Here is a 17,561-nt window from a genome sequence, read left to right as displayed (position 1 = left end):
GAGGTGGAAGCGTGGTGACACGTGGAGCTGACAGATACTAATGGATCGATGACTTATCTATCTGAAAAGACATTTATTTCGGTTTGAACAACTCTTATCCAGTTTTGAAGGTTTACTTTAAAACCTTATATGATGTGGTGGTGAAGGCGAAGAGGTCACACCTGTTCCCATGCCGAACACAGCAGTTAAGCTCTTCAGCGCCGATGGTAGTCGGGTTTACCCCCGTGAGAGTAGGACGCCGCCACGTCATTAGAAAAGCCCCTTAGAGGATTTCCTCTGAGGGGCTTTTTTCTAAATGGTGAAAATAATAGGTTGTTTGTATTTTATTAGAGCCCTGTTCATAGGATGGTAAGTAGAAGGGGGAGAGTGATATGTTTGAAATATTCGGTCCCAACACTTCCCTGTACGCGGTCCGTCTCTTAAGTGCTATGATGCTATGCGGCCTGATTGGTTTTGAAAGGGAAGTGAAGAATCAATCGGCAGGTTTTCGAACGCATATATTGGTAGGGACGGGAGCTTGTATGATGATGCTCCTTTCTTTATATGGTTTTGATACATTTATAGACAAGTATGATCACGTGCGCTTTGACCCCGCTCGTATTCCCTCCTATGTTATCAGTGGAATTGGATTTCTTGGAGCTGGGACGATTATGGTGCACGGGGTTACGATTCGTGGCCTTACAACCGCTGCTTCTATTTGGACGGTCGCCGGGATTGGACTAGTAGTAGGGGCAGGTATGTACGATATTGCGATCCTGTCTACGCTTACCGTATTACTTTCTCTGATCTTTTTAAATAAATTAGAGAAAAAGAAAATGATCGAGAACGGGAAGCAGAAGGTGAAAATTACGGTTTCTTATACTGGAGAAATCAGGGAAGTGCTTTCTCTCCTCGACCAACCAGGTATTGTGCTGCGGTCTTCACAGTTGAAAAGGGGAGAAAAAGTGCACACCCTTGTATTTGAAGTCGAAGTAAGAGGAAAAGAGAGAATCAAAGAGATCATTGAGAAAATCTCAGAACGACCGTCTGTATTAGAAGTGAATATTTCTTTGTAAAACTGCGCAAATAATTGCGTAGTTTTTGTTTTAAGGAAGACTCGTATAGGGAAACATGAAAGATGTATTCCACGAAAACATTTTAGTTGCGTGACAATAAAATTTGAGTATAATAAAATTAAAGTCAAAGATAGTCAAAGTCAAAAGAGGGGGAGGGAAGATGCGGAATATCTCAGACATTATCGAGGAACATTTAAAAAATATCCTCGAGGAGAATCAATCCAACAGCATTGAGATCAAGCGAAGTGAAATTGCTGATCAATTCCAATGTGTACCTTCTCAAATCAACTATGTGATTAAAACAAGGTTTACTGTGGAAAAAGGATATATAGTAGAGAGTAAACGTGGCGGGGGCGGTTATATCCGCATCAGCCGGATCCAGCATAAAAATAATGCGGATATGATTGAAGAAGTCATGGAGCTTGTTCAACCTCGTGTTTCTCAAGGTGCAGCGACAGATGTGGTTGAGAGACTGCTGGAGCATCGCCTGATTTCAAGACGTGAAGCACTTTTGATCAAAAGCATGATTGACCGGGAAGTACTTGCTTTTCCACTTCCCTTAAGAGATGAAGTTCGATCTCGGATGATGACAGCTATGCTGTTTACGTTGAAATATAAAAGTTGAGGCGGAAAGGGGTTAGAGGTATGGAGTGCCAGGAATGCAAGAAAAGACCTGCAACGGTCCATTTAACACAGGTTGTGAATGGTCAAAAAACAGAGGTTCATGTGTGTGAACAATGTGCGAAGGAAAAGGGTTATATGAGTTATGGAGAAGAGAACTTCACGTTAAATGACCTCTTGTCCGGTCTGTTTCATTCTGAAGGTTCTTCTCCGTTCAGCAACCAGAAAACGCAGTCCTATCAACAAGCATCTCAACTGAAATGCCCGACGTGTGGGTTAACTTATCAGGAGTTTGCTAGAATCGGAAAGTTTGGCTGTGCATCCTGTTACCAAACCTTTGATGATCGCATCAACCCGATTTTACGCCGAGTCCACAGTGGGAACACGCGTCATGATGGGAAAATACCGAAGCGTGAGGGTGGTAACCTGCACCTGAAGCGTGAAATTGAAGATTATAAATCTCGTCTTAAAGAGCTCATTGAGCAGGAAGAATTTGAGCATGCGGCGAACATTAGAGATAAGATCCGTACATTAGAAAGCCAACTTCAGCAAGGGGAGGGTGGTGAGTAATTATGTCGTTGCAGCAATTTATGAATGAGGCAATCAGTCCATGGATGAAAGAGGATGGGCCGGATAGTGACATTGTGATGAGCAGTCGGATCAGACTGGCACGTAATTTCTCTCACTACCCATTTCCGCTGATTGCATCTGATCAGACTCTAGATGAAGTGATGGAATTTTTTGAAGAGAAGTTTAAGCATCAGTCATTTCGTGATTACAAGGACTTTGAAATCGTTAAAATGAAAGATCTTCAACCTATTGAAAAACGGGTGCTCGTGGAGAAGCACTTAGTGAGTCCACACTTAGCTGAAAAACCTGAGCACTCGGGAACCTTAATCTCTCAGAATGAGCAAGTGTCTATCATGATTAATGAAGAAGACCATATCCGCATACAATTGTACTTCCCCGGCTTTCAATTAGATAAGGCGCTGGAGCAGGCATCTCAATTGGATGACTGGTTGGAAGAGAAAGTGGATTACGCGTTTGATGAAAAACGAGGTTATTTGACTTCCTGCCCGACGAATGTGGGGACAGGAATGAGGGCATCTGTCATGATGCACCTGCCGGCCCTGGCTATGACACAGCAGATCAACCGGATGACACCAGCAATCAACCAGTTGGGGCTTGTGGTCAGAGGGATTTATGGTGAAGGCAGTGAAGCCGTGGGGAATATCTTTCAGATTTCAAACCAGATTACACTTGGGAAGTCTGAGCCGGATATAGTCGAAGATCTCCACAGCGTCGTAAAGCAGCTGATCGATCAGGAAAGGCGTGCGAGAGAGGCGCTGGTGAATCGATCTGGTATTCAGCTCGAGGATAGGATTTTCCGATCATATGGTGTTTTAAAGCACAGTCGCATCATAGAGTCTAAAGAGGCAGCCAAATGCTTATCGGACTTGCGGCTTGGGATTGACCTCGGCATGATCGATCATATCCCGCGCACCATCCTAAATGAGCTGATGATTTTAACACAGCCGGGATTTTTGCAACAATATGCAAAAGCAACCCTTACACCAGAAGAGCGCGATATACGAAGAGCATCATTAATCAGAGAAAGATTGCAATTAGAGAATGAAGATTAATGTTAGGAGGTAATGTCCATGATGTTTGGGCGATTTACTGAAAGAGCACAAAAAGTATTGGCATTAGCACAAGAAGAAGCTGTTCGTTTAGGTCACAATAATATTGGTACCGAACATATTCTATTGGGGCTAGTTAGTGAAGGAGAAGGTATTGCGGCAAAAGCACTTTCCGCTCTTGGCCTCGAGTCAGCAAAAATTCAACAAGAAGTAGAAAAATTAATCGGAAAGGGAGACAAAGTCTCTCAGACGATTCATTATACACCACGTGCGAAAAAAGTGATTGAACTATCCATGGATGAAGCGCGTAAGCTGGGCCATTCATACGTAGGCACAGAACACATTCTTCTCGGATTGATCCGTGAAGGAGAAGGCGTAGCAGCGCGTGTCCTGAATAACCTTGGTGTAAGCTTAAATAAAGCCCGTCAGCAGGTTTTACAGCTGCTAGGCAACAATGAGTCTACAGGCGGCCAGAATCGCCGTGGAGGTGGCGCAGGAGGCCCAGCAGCCAATGCGAACACCCCGACACTGGATTCTCTAGCACGTGATTTAACCGCTATTGCAAAAGAAGGTAACATCGACCCTGTCATCGGGCGTAGTAAAGAAATCGAACGAGTGATTCAAGTGTTGAGTCGTCGTACGAAGAACAACCCGGTACTTGTCGGTGAGCCTGGTGTAGGTAAAACGGCGATTGCTGAGGGATTGGCTCAACAGATTATGAACAATGAAGTACCTGAGATCCTCCGTGATAAGCGCGTTATGACACTCGATATGGGTACGGTCGTAGCGGGAACGAAGTACCGCGGTGAATTCGAAGATCGTCTGAAAAAAGTGATGGAGGAGATCCGTCAGGCAGGCAACATCATTCTATTCATTGATGAGTTGCACACGTTGATCGGCGCAGGTGGCGCAGAAGGGGCGATTGATGCTTCCAACATTCTGAAACCATCCCTTGCACGTGGCGAACTGCAATGTATCGGTGCTACTACACTGGATGAATACCGTAAGTATATCGAGAAAGATGCGGCTCTTGAACGCCGTTTCCAGCCTATCCAAGTGGATGAGCCGAACCTCGAAGAGTCTGTACAAATCCTTAAAGGGCTTCGTGACCGTTATGAAGCACACCACCGTGTCACGATTCCAGACGATTCAATTGATTCCGCTGTGCGTTTCTCAGACCGCTATATTACGGATCGTTTCCTTCCGGATAAAGCGATTGACTTAATTGATGAGGCAGCTTCGAAGGTCCGCCTTCGTTCTTACACAGCTCCGCCAAACTTGAAAGAGCTTGAGCAGAAGCTGGAAGAGGTAAGAAAAGAGAAAGACGCGGCTGTTCAGAGCCAGGAATTCGAAAAAGCTGCATCCCTTCGCGATAGTGAACAGCGTCTCCGTGACGAACTAGATCAGACGAAGGATGAGTGGAAAGAGAAGCAGGGTCAGGAAGATTCTGAAGTAACGGTTGAGGATATTGCGTCTGTCGTGTCTACATGGACCGGTGTGCCGGTTTCTAAGATGACCAAGGATGAAAGTGAGCGTCTACTTGCACTCGAAGACACGCTTCACAACCGCGTCATCGGTCAGGACGAAGCCGTTAAATCGATTTCCAAAGCAATCCGTCGTGCTCGTGCCGGTTTGAAAGATCCGAAGCGTCCAATCGGTTCCTTCATCTTCTTAGGACCAACAGGTGTTGGTAAAACGGAGCTTGCCCGTGCGCTTGCAGAGAGCATGTTTGGTGAAGAGGATGCGATGATTCGGATCGACATGTCCGAATACATGGAAAAACACAGCACGTCACGTCTGGTTGGTTCACCACCAGGTTATGTAGGATATGATGAAGGCGGTCAGCTGACAGAAAAAGTACGGAACAAACCGTATTCTGTCGTCCTTCTGGATGAGATTGAAAAAGCGCACCCTGAAGTATTCAACATCCTGCTTCAAGTGCTTGAGGACGGTCGTCTGACAGACTCTAAAGGACGCGTTGTAGACTTCCGTAATACAGTCCTGATCATGACATCAAACGTTGGTGCTCAGGAGCTTAAATCCAACAAATACGTTGGGTTCACGATGGAAGATGGCGACCAGGATTATAAAGACATGAAGTCCAAGGTAACCGCGGAATTGAAGAAAGCGTTCCGTCCTGAATTCTTAAACCGTATTGATGAGACGATCGTGTTCCACTCTCTAGAGAGAAAACACATGAAGTCCATCGTTACGCTGATGGCGGACCACCTTCGCCAGCGTCTTCAGGAACAGGAAATCGACTTTACCTTGTCAGAAGCTGCGATCGAACACATCGCAGAAACAGGTTTCGACCCTGAGTACGGAGCCCGTCCGTTGCGTCGTTCGCTTCAAAAGAACGTAGAAGATCTCTTGTCTGAAGAATTGCTGAAAGAGAACATTGCCAAAGGACAGAAAGTGAAAATCGACTTGAACGATAAGAAAGAGTTCGTTGTTCATACCCAGCAGCAGGAATCGACAAATTCATGATAGATAAACCGGAATCGGAAGGTCTCGACACCTTCCGATTTCTTTATACATAACGAAGTCAAAAAGCTTGCGTCTATTTGATTTTAGTAAGAAAATCTTAATACAATTGATATGATCATGAAACTTCTTTACGAACCATATCGTATAAAATATAGATAGAGGAGCGAGCGTCTTGGCAAAAAGAAAAACGAAATTTGTTTGCCAGGAATGTGGATATGAAACGCCGAAATGGATGGGCAAATGCCCGGGGTGTCAACAGTGGAATACTTTAGTGGAAGAAGTGAGTGCAACCGGCACGAACTCCAGGCACGTATTCCAGACGAATTCCACTTCCGCAACATCTAAACCAGAGAAAATCACAGCTATTCAATCACAGAAAGAACCGCGTCTACCGACCGACATGCCCGAGTTTAACCGGGTGCTTGGTGGGGGAATCGTAGCGGGATCGCTTGTTTTAATCGGTGGAGACCCGGGTATCGGTAAGTCAACTTTACTCTTGCAGATCTCCGCCCAGATTGCTGACAAAAACATGCCGGTCTTATATATTTCAGGAGAGGAGTCTGCCAGACAGACGAAGCTTCGGGCTGAGCGTCTCGGCATTACCTCAGACGAATTGTACGTTTTATCCGAAACGAACTTACAGGACGTCATTACGCATATTGAGCAAGTTGATCCGAAATTTGTGGTCATTGACTCCATACAGACCATTTACAAGGAAGACGTTACATCGGCGCCGGGAAGTGTCTCTCAAGTACGAGAGTGTACAAGTCAATTGATGCGGGTTGCCAAAAGTAAAGGTATTCCGATTTTCATTGTAGGGCATGTTACCAAAGAGGGATCTATTGCAGGTCCGAGACTGCTTGAACACATGGTGGATGCGGTCCTTTATTTCGAAGGAGAACGGCACCACACCTTCAGAATCCTGCGAAGCGTCAAAAACCGTTTCGGAAGTACACACGAAATGGGAATCTTTGAGATGAAGGAGGAGGGCTTGAGAGAAGTGCTCAACCCTTCCGAGATCTTTCTTGAAGAGCGTTCACAGGGAGCGGCGGGATCGATTGTCGTTTGTTCGATGGAAGGGTCACGCCCTGTCCTTGTCGAGATCCAGGCTTTAATTTCACCAACCGCATTCGGTAATCCAAGAAGAATGGCGACAGGAATCGATAACAACCGTATTCCATTGATTATGGCAGTGCTTGAAAAGAGAGCCGGACTTTTATTACAGAACCAGGACGCTTATGTCAAAGTGGCAGGCGGCGTGAAACTGGATGAACCGGCGATTGACCTTGCTGTCGCAATCAGTGTGGCGTCAAGCTTCCGTGATCGTTCCTCAAGGCCGGATGATGTTGTTGTAGGAGAAGTAGGGTTAACCGGCGAAGTTCGTCGTGTCGCCCGGATTGAACAACGTGTCCAGGAAGCAGCGAAACTCGGTTTTAAACGAGTGATTATCCCTAAAAAGAACATGGATGGCTGGACAGTGCCTTCCAACATTGAGGTGATCGGTGTGAGCTCTGTACAGGAGGCCATGAAGGTTACGTTAGGAGATGCTTAAATGGAATGGCATGAGATAAAAGACCATGGTATGGGAGAAATCTTGAAGTTTGTAGCGCCCGGTACACCGCTGCGCGATGGGATTGAGAACGTCCTGCGCGCCAATACGGGAGGGCTGATCGTTCTAGGATACGGTGACGGAGTAAGGGAACTTGTCGATGGCGGATTTCATATTCAGTCCGATTTCACTCCGGCTCACTTGTACGAGCTGGCTAAAATGGATGGTGCGCTGATTTTGAATGGCGAAGCGAGCAAAATTCTTTATGCCAACGCTCAGTTGATGCCGGATCCGGATATCTTATCGACAGAAACCGGGATGCGCCACCGTACGGCGGAGCGTGTGGCCAAACAGACGGGCACACTCGTCATTGCGATTTCACAGCGCCGTAATGTCATTACCCTGTATAAGGGGGCGCTGCGCTATTCGTTGAAGGATATCGGGGTTATTTTGACGAAGGCGAACCAGGCGATTCAGACGCTTGAAAAATACAAAAATGTACTGAACCAAAGCATCACCAATCTTGGTGCGATGGAGTTTGAAAATATGGTTTCTTTCTCCGAGGTCGTCCAGGTTGTTCATAGAATCGAGATGGTGCTACGGACAAAGACAGAAATCCTTAACTATGTGAATGAGTTGGGCACAGAGGGACGTCTGATCCAATTACAAATGACAGAGCTTGTATCGAACATTGAGGACGAAGCGGCGTTGCTGTTGAAGGACTATAGTAAGAGACCGGACTATGAGCCGCATTATATTCTGAGAAAAATGCAGGAAGTCACGTCTGCTGAGTTTTTATCAGACGAACAGATCCTGAAATTACTCGGCTACTCCTCTAATACGAAGATGGAAGATGCCATCCACCCGAGAGGGTATCGGATCCTCAACCGTATTCCGAGGCTGCCGCCGCTGATCATTGAACATTTGGTGGGACGATTCAGCACCTTGGAAGCTTTAGTTCAGGCTTCTACCAAAGAATTAGTCGAGGTAGACGGGGTTGGAGAAGTCCGCGCGATGAAAATTCAAGACGGGTTAGAGCGGATTCAAGAGCAATTATTTGTCGATCGTCACATATAGGGATATTGACTTATTTCGTCTAATCATGGTATCATGTTTGGTTATCCTTTGACTTAAAATGGAAACTGTGATAATTTAGAATTCATCATTCCTATATTCAACGATTAATGGGAAAGCACTTTGGTCATACTGATTAGAAGGAGGTGAGGAGAAGTGCTTAAACGTATAGTACAGTTATTCATCGTATTAACAGGTGGTACCATTGGTTATCTCTATCTGCCTGATTTATTCAGATTGATGGGAATGGATTGGCCGGGCTTAATCCAATCATCCTTAGGCGCTGTTATCGGAGCACTTATTTTATATTTATTAATGTTTTGGTTTGTGGATTATATTGTCGATTTTCTCAGATGGGTGGAGGATACGCTCGTACGAGCTCCTGCTGCTGATCTGTTATTTGGAAGTCTGGGACTGATTGTTGGTTTAATCATTGCCTATCTGGTCAATATTCCAGTTCAGCAATTTGAGATTCCAGTCGTTGATCAAGTCGTGCCGATCATCATTACCTTTTTCTTAGGGTATTTCGGTTTCCAGGTCGGCTTCAAGAGAAAAGACGAATTCCTTGGTATGGTCACGCGCAAAGATAAGAAGAGTGACGATGCAGATCAGGCTACAGAAACGTCATCTGTAGACGAATCCCTGATCCCAAAACAGAAAATATTAGATACGAGTGTCATTATCGATGGTCGAATCGCAGATATCTGTGAGACGCATTTCCTTGAAGGAACCATTGTCATTCCTCAATTTGTTCTGGAAGAATTGCAGCACATTGCTGATTCTTCTGACGGACTCAAGCGGAACAGAGGTCGCCGTGGGTTGGATATTCTGAACCGCCTGCAGAAAGACCTCCCTGTAAACGTGGAGATTTACGAAGGGGACTTTGAAGATATACAAGAAGTCGACAGTAAGCTGGTCAAGCTCGCAAAAGTCATGAATGGTATTGTCGTGACCAATGACTTCAACTTGAACAAAGTATGTGAGTTTCAAAATGTCCAAGTCTTAAACATTAATGATCTAGCGAACGCCGTGAAGCCGGTTGTGCTTCCGGGTGAAGAGATGAAGATCCAAGTGATTAAAGACGGTAAAGAGCAGAATCAAGGTGTCGCCTATCTCGATGATGGGACGATGATCGTGGTAGAGGAAGGGAAGAATTATATCGGCAAGACGATTGATGTCATTGTCACAAGTGTTCTTCAGACTTCCGCTGGACGAATGATTTTCGCTAAGCCAAAATCACTTGAAAAAGCCTTATAAAAACGGTATAAACAAATAGGGACAAACAAAAGTGATAACCTTAGTGTTATCACTTTTGTTGTTAAGGAACGAAATCGGGAAACGGTGCCTTGAAGGTCCGGATTCCATAATAGGGTGGATGTCATGGTTAAATATTCAGCAGTTCTTCTGGCAGCCGGACAAGGGAAGCGGATGCTGGCAGGCCGCAATAAACAGTTTTTGATGATTGATGATCAGCCGTTGATTATACATACGTTATCCGTCTTCCGAGAGGACCCTTGGTGTGAGGAGATTGTCCTCGTCACGAACACACAGGAGCGAGGCAAGATGGAAGAGCTTCTCTCGAAATATGAAGCTTGTCAGGCGGTTCGTTTTGTAAATGGTGGAGCGGAGCGACAAGACAGCGTGTTGGCGGGATTACAAGCGATCGAGAACACGGAGATTCCGGTCTTTATCCACGACGGAGCCCGTCCGTTCGTGAGCACCGACGCTCTGCATAAGCTCGCTGAAACGACCGCTGATAAGCAAGCGGCTCTTCTGGCGGTCAAAGTGACGGATACCATCAAGCAGAAGAACGGAGAACACCTCTCGACTCTTGACCGCCATTATCTATGGGCGGCTCAGACCCCTCAGGCATTTAAGTATGAGCTGATTATGGATGCGCATCAACAAGCGCAAAGCCGTGGATACTATGGAACAGATGATGCTTCTTTAGTAGAACAGTTGGGAGTCCCTGTGGAGATTGTAGAAGGTAGCTACGATAATATTAAACTGACGACTCCCGAAGACTTACATAAAGCAGAAGCTTATGTGAAAAATCAGCGGAGAGGGAAGGAGATGGAATCGCCCATGTTTCGAATAGGACAAGGATTTGATGTTCATCAATTAACAGAAGGACGCCCGTGCATCATCGGAGGAATCGAAATCCCTTATGAAAAAGGGCTGCTCGGTCATTCAGATGCTGATGTACTGCTTCATACAATCGCGGATGCCTGTCTCGGTGCTATTGGAGAAGGGGATATCGGAAAGCATTTTCCGGATACCGACCCTGAGTTTAAAGATGCCGATTCAGGGAAGCTGCTGACCCATGTCTGGTCGCTTGTAAAAGAGAGAGGCTTTGAGCTTGGAAATATCGATTGTACAGTCATTGCTCAAGCGCCGAAGATGGCTCCTTACATCGAGGAGATCCGCAGCAATATCGCACGTCTGCTTGATACCGATCCTGCTCGTATCAATGTCAAAGCGACAACGACGGAGAAGCTCGGATTCACTGGCAGAAAAGAAGGCGTCGCGGCTCAGGCTGTCGTTCTTTTGCAAAATGGTCCACAATCCTAAGCAAAAAATGATAAAATAATACAAAGTAAAACCCGGAAATAACGAAAGGGGAATGATTATGTCTAATCAAGTACGTGTGCGTTATGCACCAAGTCCAACAGGGCATCTCCATATCGGAAATGCGAGAACGGCTCTATTCAACTACCTTTATGCGAAACATCTAGGTGGAAAGGTCGTCATCCGTATAGAGGACACAGATGAGAAGCGAAACGTAGAAGGCGGCGAGCGCAGCCAGCTGAACTATTTGAACTGGCTCGGTGTCGAATGGGATGAAAGTCCGGACAAAGGCGGAGAATATGGTCCGTACCGCCAGATGGAGCGCCTTGATCTTTATAAGAAATATGTCGACGAACTTCTAGAACGTGGGCTGGCTTATAAATGTTATATGACTTCTGAAGAGCTGGAAGCGGAACGCGAAGCGCAGATGGCTCGCGGGGAAGCGCCGAAGTATTCAGGAGCTCACAGTAACTTGTCTCAAGAAGAGATCGAACAATTCGAAGCGGAAGGGCGCGAACCGAGTATCCGTATCCGTGTGCCTGAGAATAAGACGTATAAGTTCAACGATATCGTCCGTGATGACATCACTTTCGAATCCAGCGACTTCGGTGATTGGGTCATCGTGAAGAAGAACGGTACACCAACGTATAACTTTGCCGTTGCCATCGACGATCACTTGATGGAAATCTCCCACGTCCTGCGCGGGGAAGAGCATATCTCCAACACACCGAAGCAGATGATGGTGTACGAAGCGTTCGGATGGGAGCCTCCGAAATTCGGTCATATGACCTTGATTTTGAACGAAGAGCGCAAAAAGTTAAGTAAACGTGACCAGCACATTCTGCAGTTCATCGAGCAGTATAAGAACCTCGGTTATCTGCCGGAAGCTCTATTCAACTTCATTACACTTCTTGGATGGTCACCTGAAGGCGAAGAAGAGATCTTCACACAAGAGCAGCTGATCGACATCTTCAACCCTGAACGTCTGTCTACGTCACCAGCTGTATTCGATGCGGCGAAGCTGAAGTGGATGAACAACCAGTATATTAAAGCGTCTGATCTAGATCGTGTTGAAGGACTTGCTCTTCCGCACTTGATCGAAGCAGGTCGTCTTTCTGAGGACATGAGTGAAGAAGATCGTAAGTGGGCGCGTGAGTTGATCTCGCTTTACCACGATCAACTAAGCTATGGTGCAGAAATTGTCGAATTGACAGAGCTCTTCTTCAAGCAGGAGATTGATTATGATGAAGAGGCAATGAACGTACTGGAAGGCGAGCAGGTACCGGAAGTCCTTGAAACGTTTAAGAAGAACTTGAACGAGCTTGATGAATTCACACCTGAGAACATCAAGAAACAAATTAAAGCCGTTCAAAAAGAGACTGGACACAAAGGGAAGAAGTTGTTCATGCCAATCCGTGTGGCCACGACAGGTCAGACACACGGCCCAGAGCTTCCGAACGCCATTCACCTTCTTGGTCTTGAGACCGTAACGGTTCGCCTGGATGATGTATTAGCGAAGCTTCAAGGCTAATTTGTTCACAAAGCTGGTCATTTGTCATATAGTAAAGATATCAATACAGAACGTTGAAGAGGAGAAGTAAGAAGGCGCGTCACTTCCACAGAGAGAGCCACACTTGCTGAGAGTGGTTCAGGTCCGGCCTTTTGAAATGCACCTCGGAGTCTTTTGTCGAAACACAGTAGACAGGAGCGGTCACCTGCCGTTACCAGGATGAGTGGGGAATCTCAGCCATTTCCCAAGCAGAGTGGAACCACGCTTAACGCGTCTCTGTGCCTTTGTGCACAGGGGCGCGTTTTTTGTTTATTGAAATCATCGGTACAACGTTTAAGACGAAGCAGAGATGAAATAAAGGAGGAGAGCAAGTATGGGGCTGTTCAAGATGTTTAAAGAAGATGTCGATGTTGTATTCGACCAGGATCCAGCCGCTCGTTCTTATTTGGAAGTGATTTTGACCTATTCGGGCTTGCATGCCATTTGGGCGCATCGGGTGGCTCATGCTTGTTTTCGGCGGAAATTCTTTTTCCTGGCACGGGTCATCTCTCAAATCAGCCGCTTCTTTACAGGTATAGAGATTCATCCAGGAGCGAAAATCGGCCGTCGTTTTTTCATTGATCACGGCATGGGTGTGGTCATTGGGGAGACGTGTGAAATCGGGAATAATGTGACGATCTTCCAAGGCGTTACGCTTGGAGGAACCGGCAAAGAAAAAGGGAAACGTCACCCGACGCTGCTGGATAACTCTCTTGTTGCGACGGGGGCAAAAGTACTTGGATCGATCACAATTGGAGAGAATTCAAAAGTAGGGGCTGGCTCTGTCGTACTGAACGATGTGCCGGACAATTCAACGGTGGTCGGAATTCCGGGGCATGTTGTCGTCCAGAACGGGAAGAAAGTACGTAAGAAGGATTTGGATCACCACAAACTCCCGGATCCCGTTTACGATCGACTCAACCATTTAGAAACCGAGTTAGAAAAAATGAAAGAAGAATTAAAAGAAGCAAAAGGAGTGAAGTAACGTGGCTATTCGTGTATTCAACACACTGACACGTCAAAAAGAACCGTTCCAACCCATTGAAGAAGGCAAGGTGAAAATGTATGTCTGCGGACCGACCGTCTACAACTACATTCACATCGGCAATGCCCGCCCAGCCATTGTATTCGACACTGTTCGCCGCTATTTCGAATACCGCGGATACGATGTCCATTACGTACTGAACTTCACAGATGTCGACGACAAATTAATCAAAGCTGCGAATGAAATGGGCGAAGGTGTCACTGATATTGCCAACCGCTTTATTGAGGCCTATAAAGAGGACGTAGGGGCGCTTGGTGTAAAAGAAGCGGTCGATCATCCCCGCGTGACAGAGAACATGGAGGAGATCATCGATTTCATCCAAGGTTTAATCGACAAAGGGTTCGCTTATGCCTCTGATGGGGATGTCTACTTCCGAACACGTTCGTTCGAATCCTACGGAAAGCTCTCTCAGCAATCCATCGATGAGCTTCGTTCCGGTGCCAGAATCGAAGTGGGGGATAAAAAAGAAGACCCGCTCGATTTCACGCTTTGGAAAGAGGCGAAACCAGGTGAAATCACGTGGGATAGTCCGTGGGGAACAGGCCGTCCAGGCTGGCACATCGAATGCTCTGCGATGGCGAAGAAGTACCTCGGAGACACGATTGATATTCATGCGGGGGGACAGGATTTGACCTTCCCTCACCACGAAAACGAAATTGCGCAATCGGAAGCCCACAATGACAAGTCATTTGCGAACTTCTGGATGCACAACGGGTATATTAATATCGAGAACGAGAAGATGTCGAAGTCCCTTGGTAACTTTATTCTTGCTCATGACTTAGTGAAACAGCATGACCCACAGGTGATCCGTTTCTTCATGCTGAGCGTACAGTACCGTCACCCGATCAACTTCAGTGATGAACTTCTGCGCGGAGCGAAGAGCAGTTTCGAACGTATTCAGAATGCTTTTGAAAATGTGAAGCACCGCAAGGAAACGAGTCTCGACCTGACGGAAGACAATGACCAGTGGCTGAGCAAGATCGAAGCTCATAAAGAGCAGTTCATCAAAGAAATGGATGATGACTTCAATACGGCCAATGCGATTTCCGTTCTTTTTGACCTAGCGAAATCCGCGAATCTCTACCTTCAGGAATCCCAGACGCATTCGAACGTCTTGTCCGCTTTCGAAGAGGCATTCAAAGAATTGACAGGGGTTCTTGGTCTTGAGATTGAAGCGGCGGAAGAGTTGCTCGATGAAGAAGTGGAAGCGCTGATTGAAGAGCGGATCCAGGCTAGAAAAGACCGGAATTTCGAACGCGCCGATCAGATTCGCGACGAATTGAAGGAACGCAACATCCTCCTTGAAGATACATCTCAAGGTACCCGTTGGAAGCGAGGGTGACGGCATGGCCATTTCAGATGTAAAGCAGATGAAGAGTCTGGCTCTCGCGTACATGGGCGATTCCGTTTATGAATTGTACGTCAGGCATCACCTGTTGGAAAAAGGGGAAATCAAACCTCAACAGCTGCACCAGGCTGCCGTGAAATTTGTGTCAGCCAAAGCGCAGGCTGCTGTCGTTTCCCACTGGACTGATCAGGAAGCATTAACAGAAGAAGAGGAAGGGGTCCTGAGACGAGGCCGAAATGCCAAGTCCGGATCCGTTCCGAAAAGTACAGACGTTCAAACGTATCGTTACTCGACCGCATTCGAAGCTGTCCTTGGGTTTCTTTACTTGGACGGTCAGACGGAGCGGTTGGAACAATTAATTGGACAAGCCATAGAATACGTGGAGAAAGGAGTGGAAGAAGCATGAAGGATGAATGGATTATAGGCAAGAACCCTGTTCAAGAAGCACTGAGATCAGGTCGTGCCATCAATAAAGTCTGGGTGACGGATCAGTTGCAGCATCAGGCTGTGAAGAAGTTAGAACAGTTGGCGAAAGAGAACGGGGTGAACGTCCAGCGTGTTCCGAAGAAAAAAATCGACCAGCTTGTCGACGGAAACCACCAGGGAGTCGTGGCATCAGTTGCGGCCTATGAGTACAGCGATATTGAAGACTTGTTTGCCAAAGCAGAAGAAAAAGGGGAAGCTCCTTTCTTTATCATTTGTGACGAAATCGAGGATCCCCATAACCTGGGCTCGATCTTAAGAACGGCAGATGCGGCCGGCGCTCACGGTGTCATTATTCCGAAACGCCGCTCCGTCTCGTTGACAGCTACTGTGGCCAAGACGTCAACAGGGGCGATTGAGTACATCCCTGTCGCAAGAGTGACGAACCTTGCAAGGACGATTGATGAATTGAAGGAACGGTTTGTCTGGGTTGTCGGCACAGACGCGGATGGCACAGAAGATTACCGTAAGTTGGACGGAAACATGGCGGTTGCTCTTGTGATCGGTAGTGAAGGTCGTGGCATGAGCCGCCTGACGAAGGATAAGTGCGACTGGACCGTAAGTCTCCCGATGGCTGGTAAGGTTACTTCACTGAACGCATCTGTAGCGGCTTCTCTATTGATGTATGAAGTGTATAGAAAGCGTCATCCCATTGGGGAGTAAGAGATGATCGTCCTCATTGTTGACGGTTATAACATGATTGGAGCCTGGCCTGAGCTGAAGAAGTTGAAAGAAACCGACTTGGGTCAAGCCAGGGATCTTCTAATCGAAATGATGGCTGAATACCAGTCTTACACAGGAGACCGGATCATCATCGTCTTTGACGCCTATCACGTCAGAGGTGTTGCCAAGAAGCAGAAGAGCTACAAAGTCGAAGTGATTTTCACAAAAGAAAATGAAACAGCGGATGAACGAATTGAGCGGCTCGCAGGAGAGTTGAATGACGTGCGTACTCAAGTCTACGTCGCTACATCGGATTATGCCGAACAGCGCACCATCTTCGGACAGGGGGCATTCCGGAAGTCCGCCCGTGAGCTGTATATCGAGGTTAAGAACATTGAAAGAGAAATAGAAAAAGATGTCGAAAGCCATAATCAAGTTCAATACCAGCCGAAAATACCGATGAAAAAAGAAGTAAGGGATTTGTTCGAAAAGTGGCGGCGAGGAGATAAATAATTCTGACAACTTGTTGACGCTTTTCAAATCCTTACTGTATAATATTGCTATATTGAGGTAGCACGGTCGGGGGGATCTTGTGTGAGCATCATTCAAACGAAGACAGACATCGATGAAGTGGATTTGAGCAAGCTTGATGATGAAGCAATTGTTGAACGGATTAATCAAGGTCAAGTCCAGGCGCTCGATTATTTAATCAATAAGTACAAAAATTTTGTTCGCGCTAAAGCACGGACTTATTTTCTTATTGGCGCAGATCGAGAGGATATTGTACAAGAAGGCATGATTGGTCTCTACAAAGCGATCCGCGATTACAGGGAAGGGAAGCTCTCTTCCTTCAAAGCATTCGCAGAATTATGTGTCACTCGTCAAATTATTACCGCAATCAAAACCGCCACAAGACAAAAGCACATCCCGTTAAATTCCTACGTTTCTTTGGACAAGCCGATTTACGATGAAGAGTCAGACCGCACATTGTTAGACGTAATCGCTGGATCCAAAGCCATCGATCCGCAAGAATTGATTGTGAACAAAGAGAAGTTCTTCGACATGGAAGAGAAGATTTCCGAGCTTTTAAGTGATTTGGAGAAGAAAGTGCTCGCCTTATATTTGGACGGGCAATCCTACCAAGAGATTTCAGTTGAGCTGAATCGTCATGTGAAATCGATCGACAACGCCTTGCAGCGTGTGAAGCGGAAGCTGGAGAAATATTTAGAAGTCAGTGAAATCACCCTCTAGAAGTGAGATTGACAGGCTTTGTCAAGCGTGCTACATTATACGAAGTGTGAAAACCTCGAAAATGAGGTGATATGTATGCGTGAGAAAGTAGCTTTAGCTTGTACGGAATGTCAAAGTCGAAACTATAGTTCATATAAAAATCGTTCTAATCAATCCGAGCGTCTAGAGGTTCGCAAATTCTGCAAGCGTTGTGGGACCCATACCCTGCACCGCGAAACGAAATAGACG

At 46.3% G+C, this 17,561-nt stretch carries 17 protein-coding genes, 1 rRNA gene and 1 other annotated feature; all 18 genes read left to right on the top strand.

The genetic code is table 11. The annotated features are described in order from the left end of the window. Nucleotides 1-133: 133 nt before the first annotated feature. Nucleotides 134-247 (top strand): 5S ribosomal RNA (gene rrf, locus LCM20_RS18990). 124 nt (nt 248-371) lie between these two features. Further along, entirely contained in the window at nt 372-1,055 is a 684-nt protein-coding gene (locus LCM20_RS18985; protein ID WP_225197070.1) for an MgtC/SapB family protein, read from the top strand. Between the two features lie 160 nt (nt 1,056-1,215). After that, on the top strand, nt 1,216-1,680 hold the full coding sequence (locus LCM20_RS18980; RefSeq protein WP_225197069.1) for a CtsR family transcriptional regulator: 465 nt from the start codon (nt 1,216-1,218) through the stop codon (nt 1,678-1,680). Nucleotides 1,681-1,700: 20 nt separating this feature from the next. Next, nucleotides 1,701-2,246 (top strand): UvrB/UvrC motif-containing protein, encoded by a 546-nt coding sequence (locus LCM20_RS18975; RefSeq protein ID WP_225197068.1) that lies wholly within the window; start codon nt 1,701-1,703, stop codon nt 2,244-2,246. 2 nt (nt 2,247-2,248) lie between these two features. Beyond that, complete coding sequence (locus LCM20_RS18970) at nt 2,249-3,319, top strand: protein arginine kinase (RefSeq protein ID WP_225197067.1); 1,071 nt, start codon at nt 2,249-2,251, stop codon at nt 3,317-3,319. An 18-nt stretch (nt 3,320-3,337) separates the two neighbouring features. Then, nucleotides 3,338-5,803 carry an ATP-dependent protease ATP-binding subunit ClpC gene (gene clpC, locus LCM20_RS18965; RefSeq protein WP_225197066.1) on the top strand — a complete coding sequence of 822 codons (2,466 nt, stop codon included), beginning with the start codon at nt 3,338-3,340 and terminating at the stop codon, nt 5,801-5,803. A gap of 172 nt (nt 5,804-5,975) precedes the next feature. Next, entirely contained in the window at nt 5,976-7,355 is a 1,380-nt protein-coding gene (gene radA / locus LCM20_RS18960; protein ID WP_225197065.1) for a DNA repair protein RadA, read from the top strand. Further along, the gene (gene disA / locus LCM20_RS18955) at nt 7,356-8,429 is read left to right on the top strand and encodes a DNA integrity scanning diadenylate cyclase DisA (protein WP_225197064.1); all 1,074 of its coding nucleotides are present in this window, start codon (nt 7,356-7,358) and stop codon (nt 8,427-8,429) included. A gap of 153 nt (nt 8,430-8,582) precedes the next feature. Further along, nucleotides 8,583-9,683: a PIN/TRAM domain-containing protein gene (locus LCM20_RS18950; protein WP_225197063.1), complete on the top strand. Its 1,101-nt coding sequence runs from the start codon at nt 8,583-8,585 to the stop codon at nt 9,681-9,683. A gap of 123 nt (nt 9,684-9,806) precedes the next feature. Further along, nucleotides 9,807-10,997, top strand: a complete 1,191-nt coding sequence (locus LCM20_RS18945; protein WP_225197062.1) for a bifunctional 2-C-methyl-D-erythritol 4-phosphate cytidylyltransferase/2-C-methyl-D-erythritol 2,4-cyclodiphosphate synthase — start codon at nt 9,807-9,809, stop codon at nt 10,995-10,997. Between the two features lie 58 nt (nt 10,998-11,055). After that, a complete protein-coding gene (gltX, locus tag LCM20_RS18940; protein WP_225197061.1) occupies nt 11,056-12,525 on the top strand; it encodes a glutamate--tRNA ligase in 1,470 nt (489 codons plus the stop codon). 44 nt (nt 12,526-12,569) lie between these two features. Further along, nucleotides 12,570-12,785: a binding site (T-box leader), on the top strand. A gap of 92 nt (nt 12,786-12,877) precedes the next feature. Then, nucleotides 12,878-13,528 (top strand): serine O-acetyltransferase, encoded by a 651-nt coding sequence (cysE, locus tag LCM20_RS18935; protein WP_225197060.1) that lies wholly within the window; start codon nt 12,878-12,880, stop codon nt 13,526-13,528. 1 nt (nt 13,529) lies between these two features. After that, nucleotides 13,530-14,930 carry a cysteine--tRNA ligase gene (gene cysS / locus LCM20_RS18930; protein WP_225197059.1) on the top strand — a complete coding sequence of 467 codons (1,401 nt, stop codon included), beginning with the start codon at nt 13,530-13,532 and terminating at the stop codon, nt 14,928-14,930. Between the two features lie 4 nt (nt 14,931-14,934). Beyond that, nucleotides 14,935-15,342, top strand: coding sequence for a Mini-ribonuclease 3 (locus LCM20_RS18925; protein WP_225197058.1), 408 nt, complete (start codon nt 14,935-14,937; stop codon nt 15,340-15,342). Continuing rightward, nucleotides 15,339-16,082 (top strand): 23S rRNA (guanosine(2251)-2'-O)-methyltransferase RlmB, encoded by a 744-nt coding sequence (gene rlmB, locus LCM20_RS18920; RefSeq protein WP_225197057.1) that lies wholly within the window; start codon nt 15,339-15,341, stop codon nt 16,080-16,082. The genes LCM20_RS18925 and rlmB overlap by 4 nt, the downstream gene beginning before the upstream one ends. Nucleotides 16,083-16,085: 3 nt before the next feature. Further along, complete coding sequence (locus tag LCM20_RS18915; RefSeq protein WP_225197056.1) at nt 16,086-16,595, top strand: NYN domain-containing protein; 510 nt, start codon at nt 16,086-16,088, stop codon at nt 16,593-16,595. A gap of 81 nt (nt 16,596-16,676) precedes the next feature. Further along, complete coding sequence (gene sigH / locus LCM20_RS18910) at nt 16,677-17,333, top strand: RNA polymerase sporulation sigma factor SigH (protein ID WP_225197055.1); 657 nt, start codon at nt 16,677-16,679, stop codon at nt 17,331-17,333. 75 nt (nt 17,334-17,408) lie between these two features. Continuing rightward, nucleotides 17,409-17,558 (top strand): 50S ribosomal protein L33, encoded by a 150-nt coding sequence (gene rpmG / locus LCM20_RS18905; protein WP_225197054.1) that lies wholly within the window; start codon nt 17,409-17,411, stop codon nt 17,556-17,558. The last annotated feature ends 3 nt before the right edge of the window (nt 17,559-17,561 follow it).

This window comes from Halobacillus litoralis (assembly GCF_020171725.1).
In the GTDB taxonomy this organism is placed as follows: domain Bacteria; phylum Bacillota; class Bacilli; order Bacillales; family Halobacillaceae; genus Halobacillus; species Halobacillus litoralis_F.
This window is presented reverse-complemented; position numbering and strand designations above follow the sequence as displayed.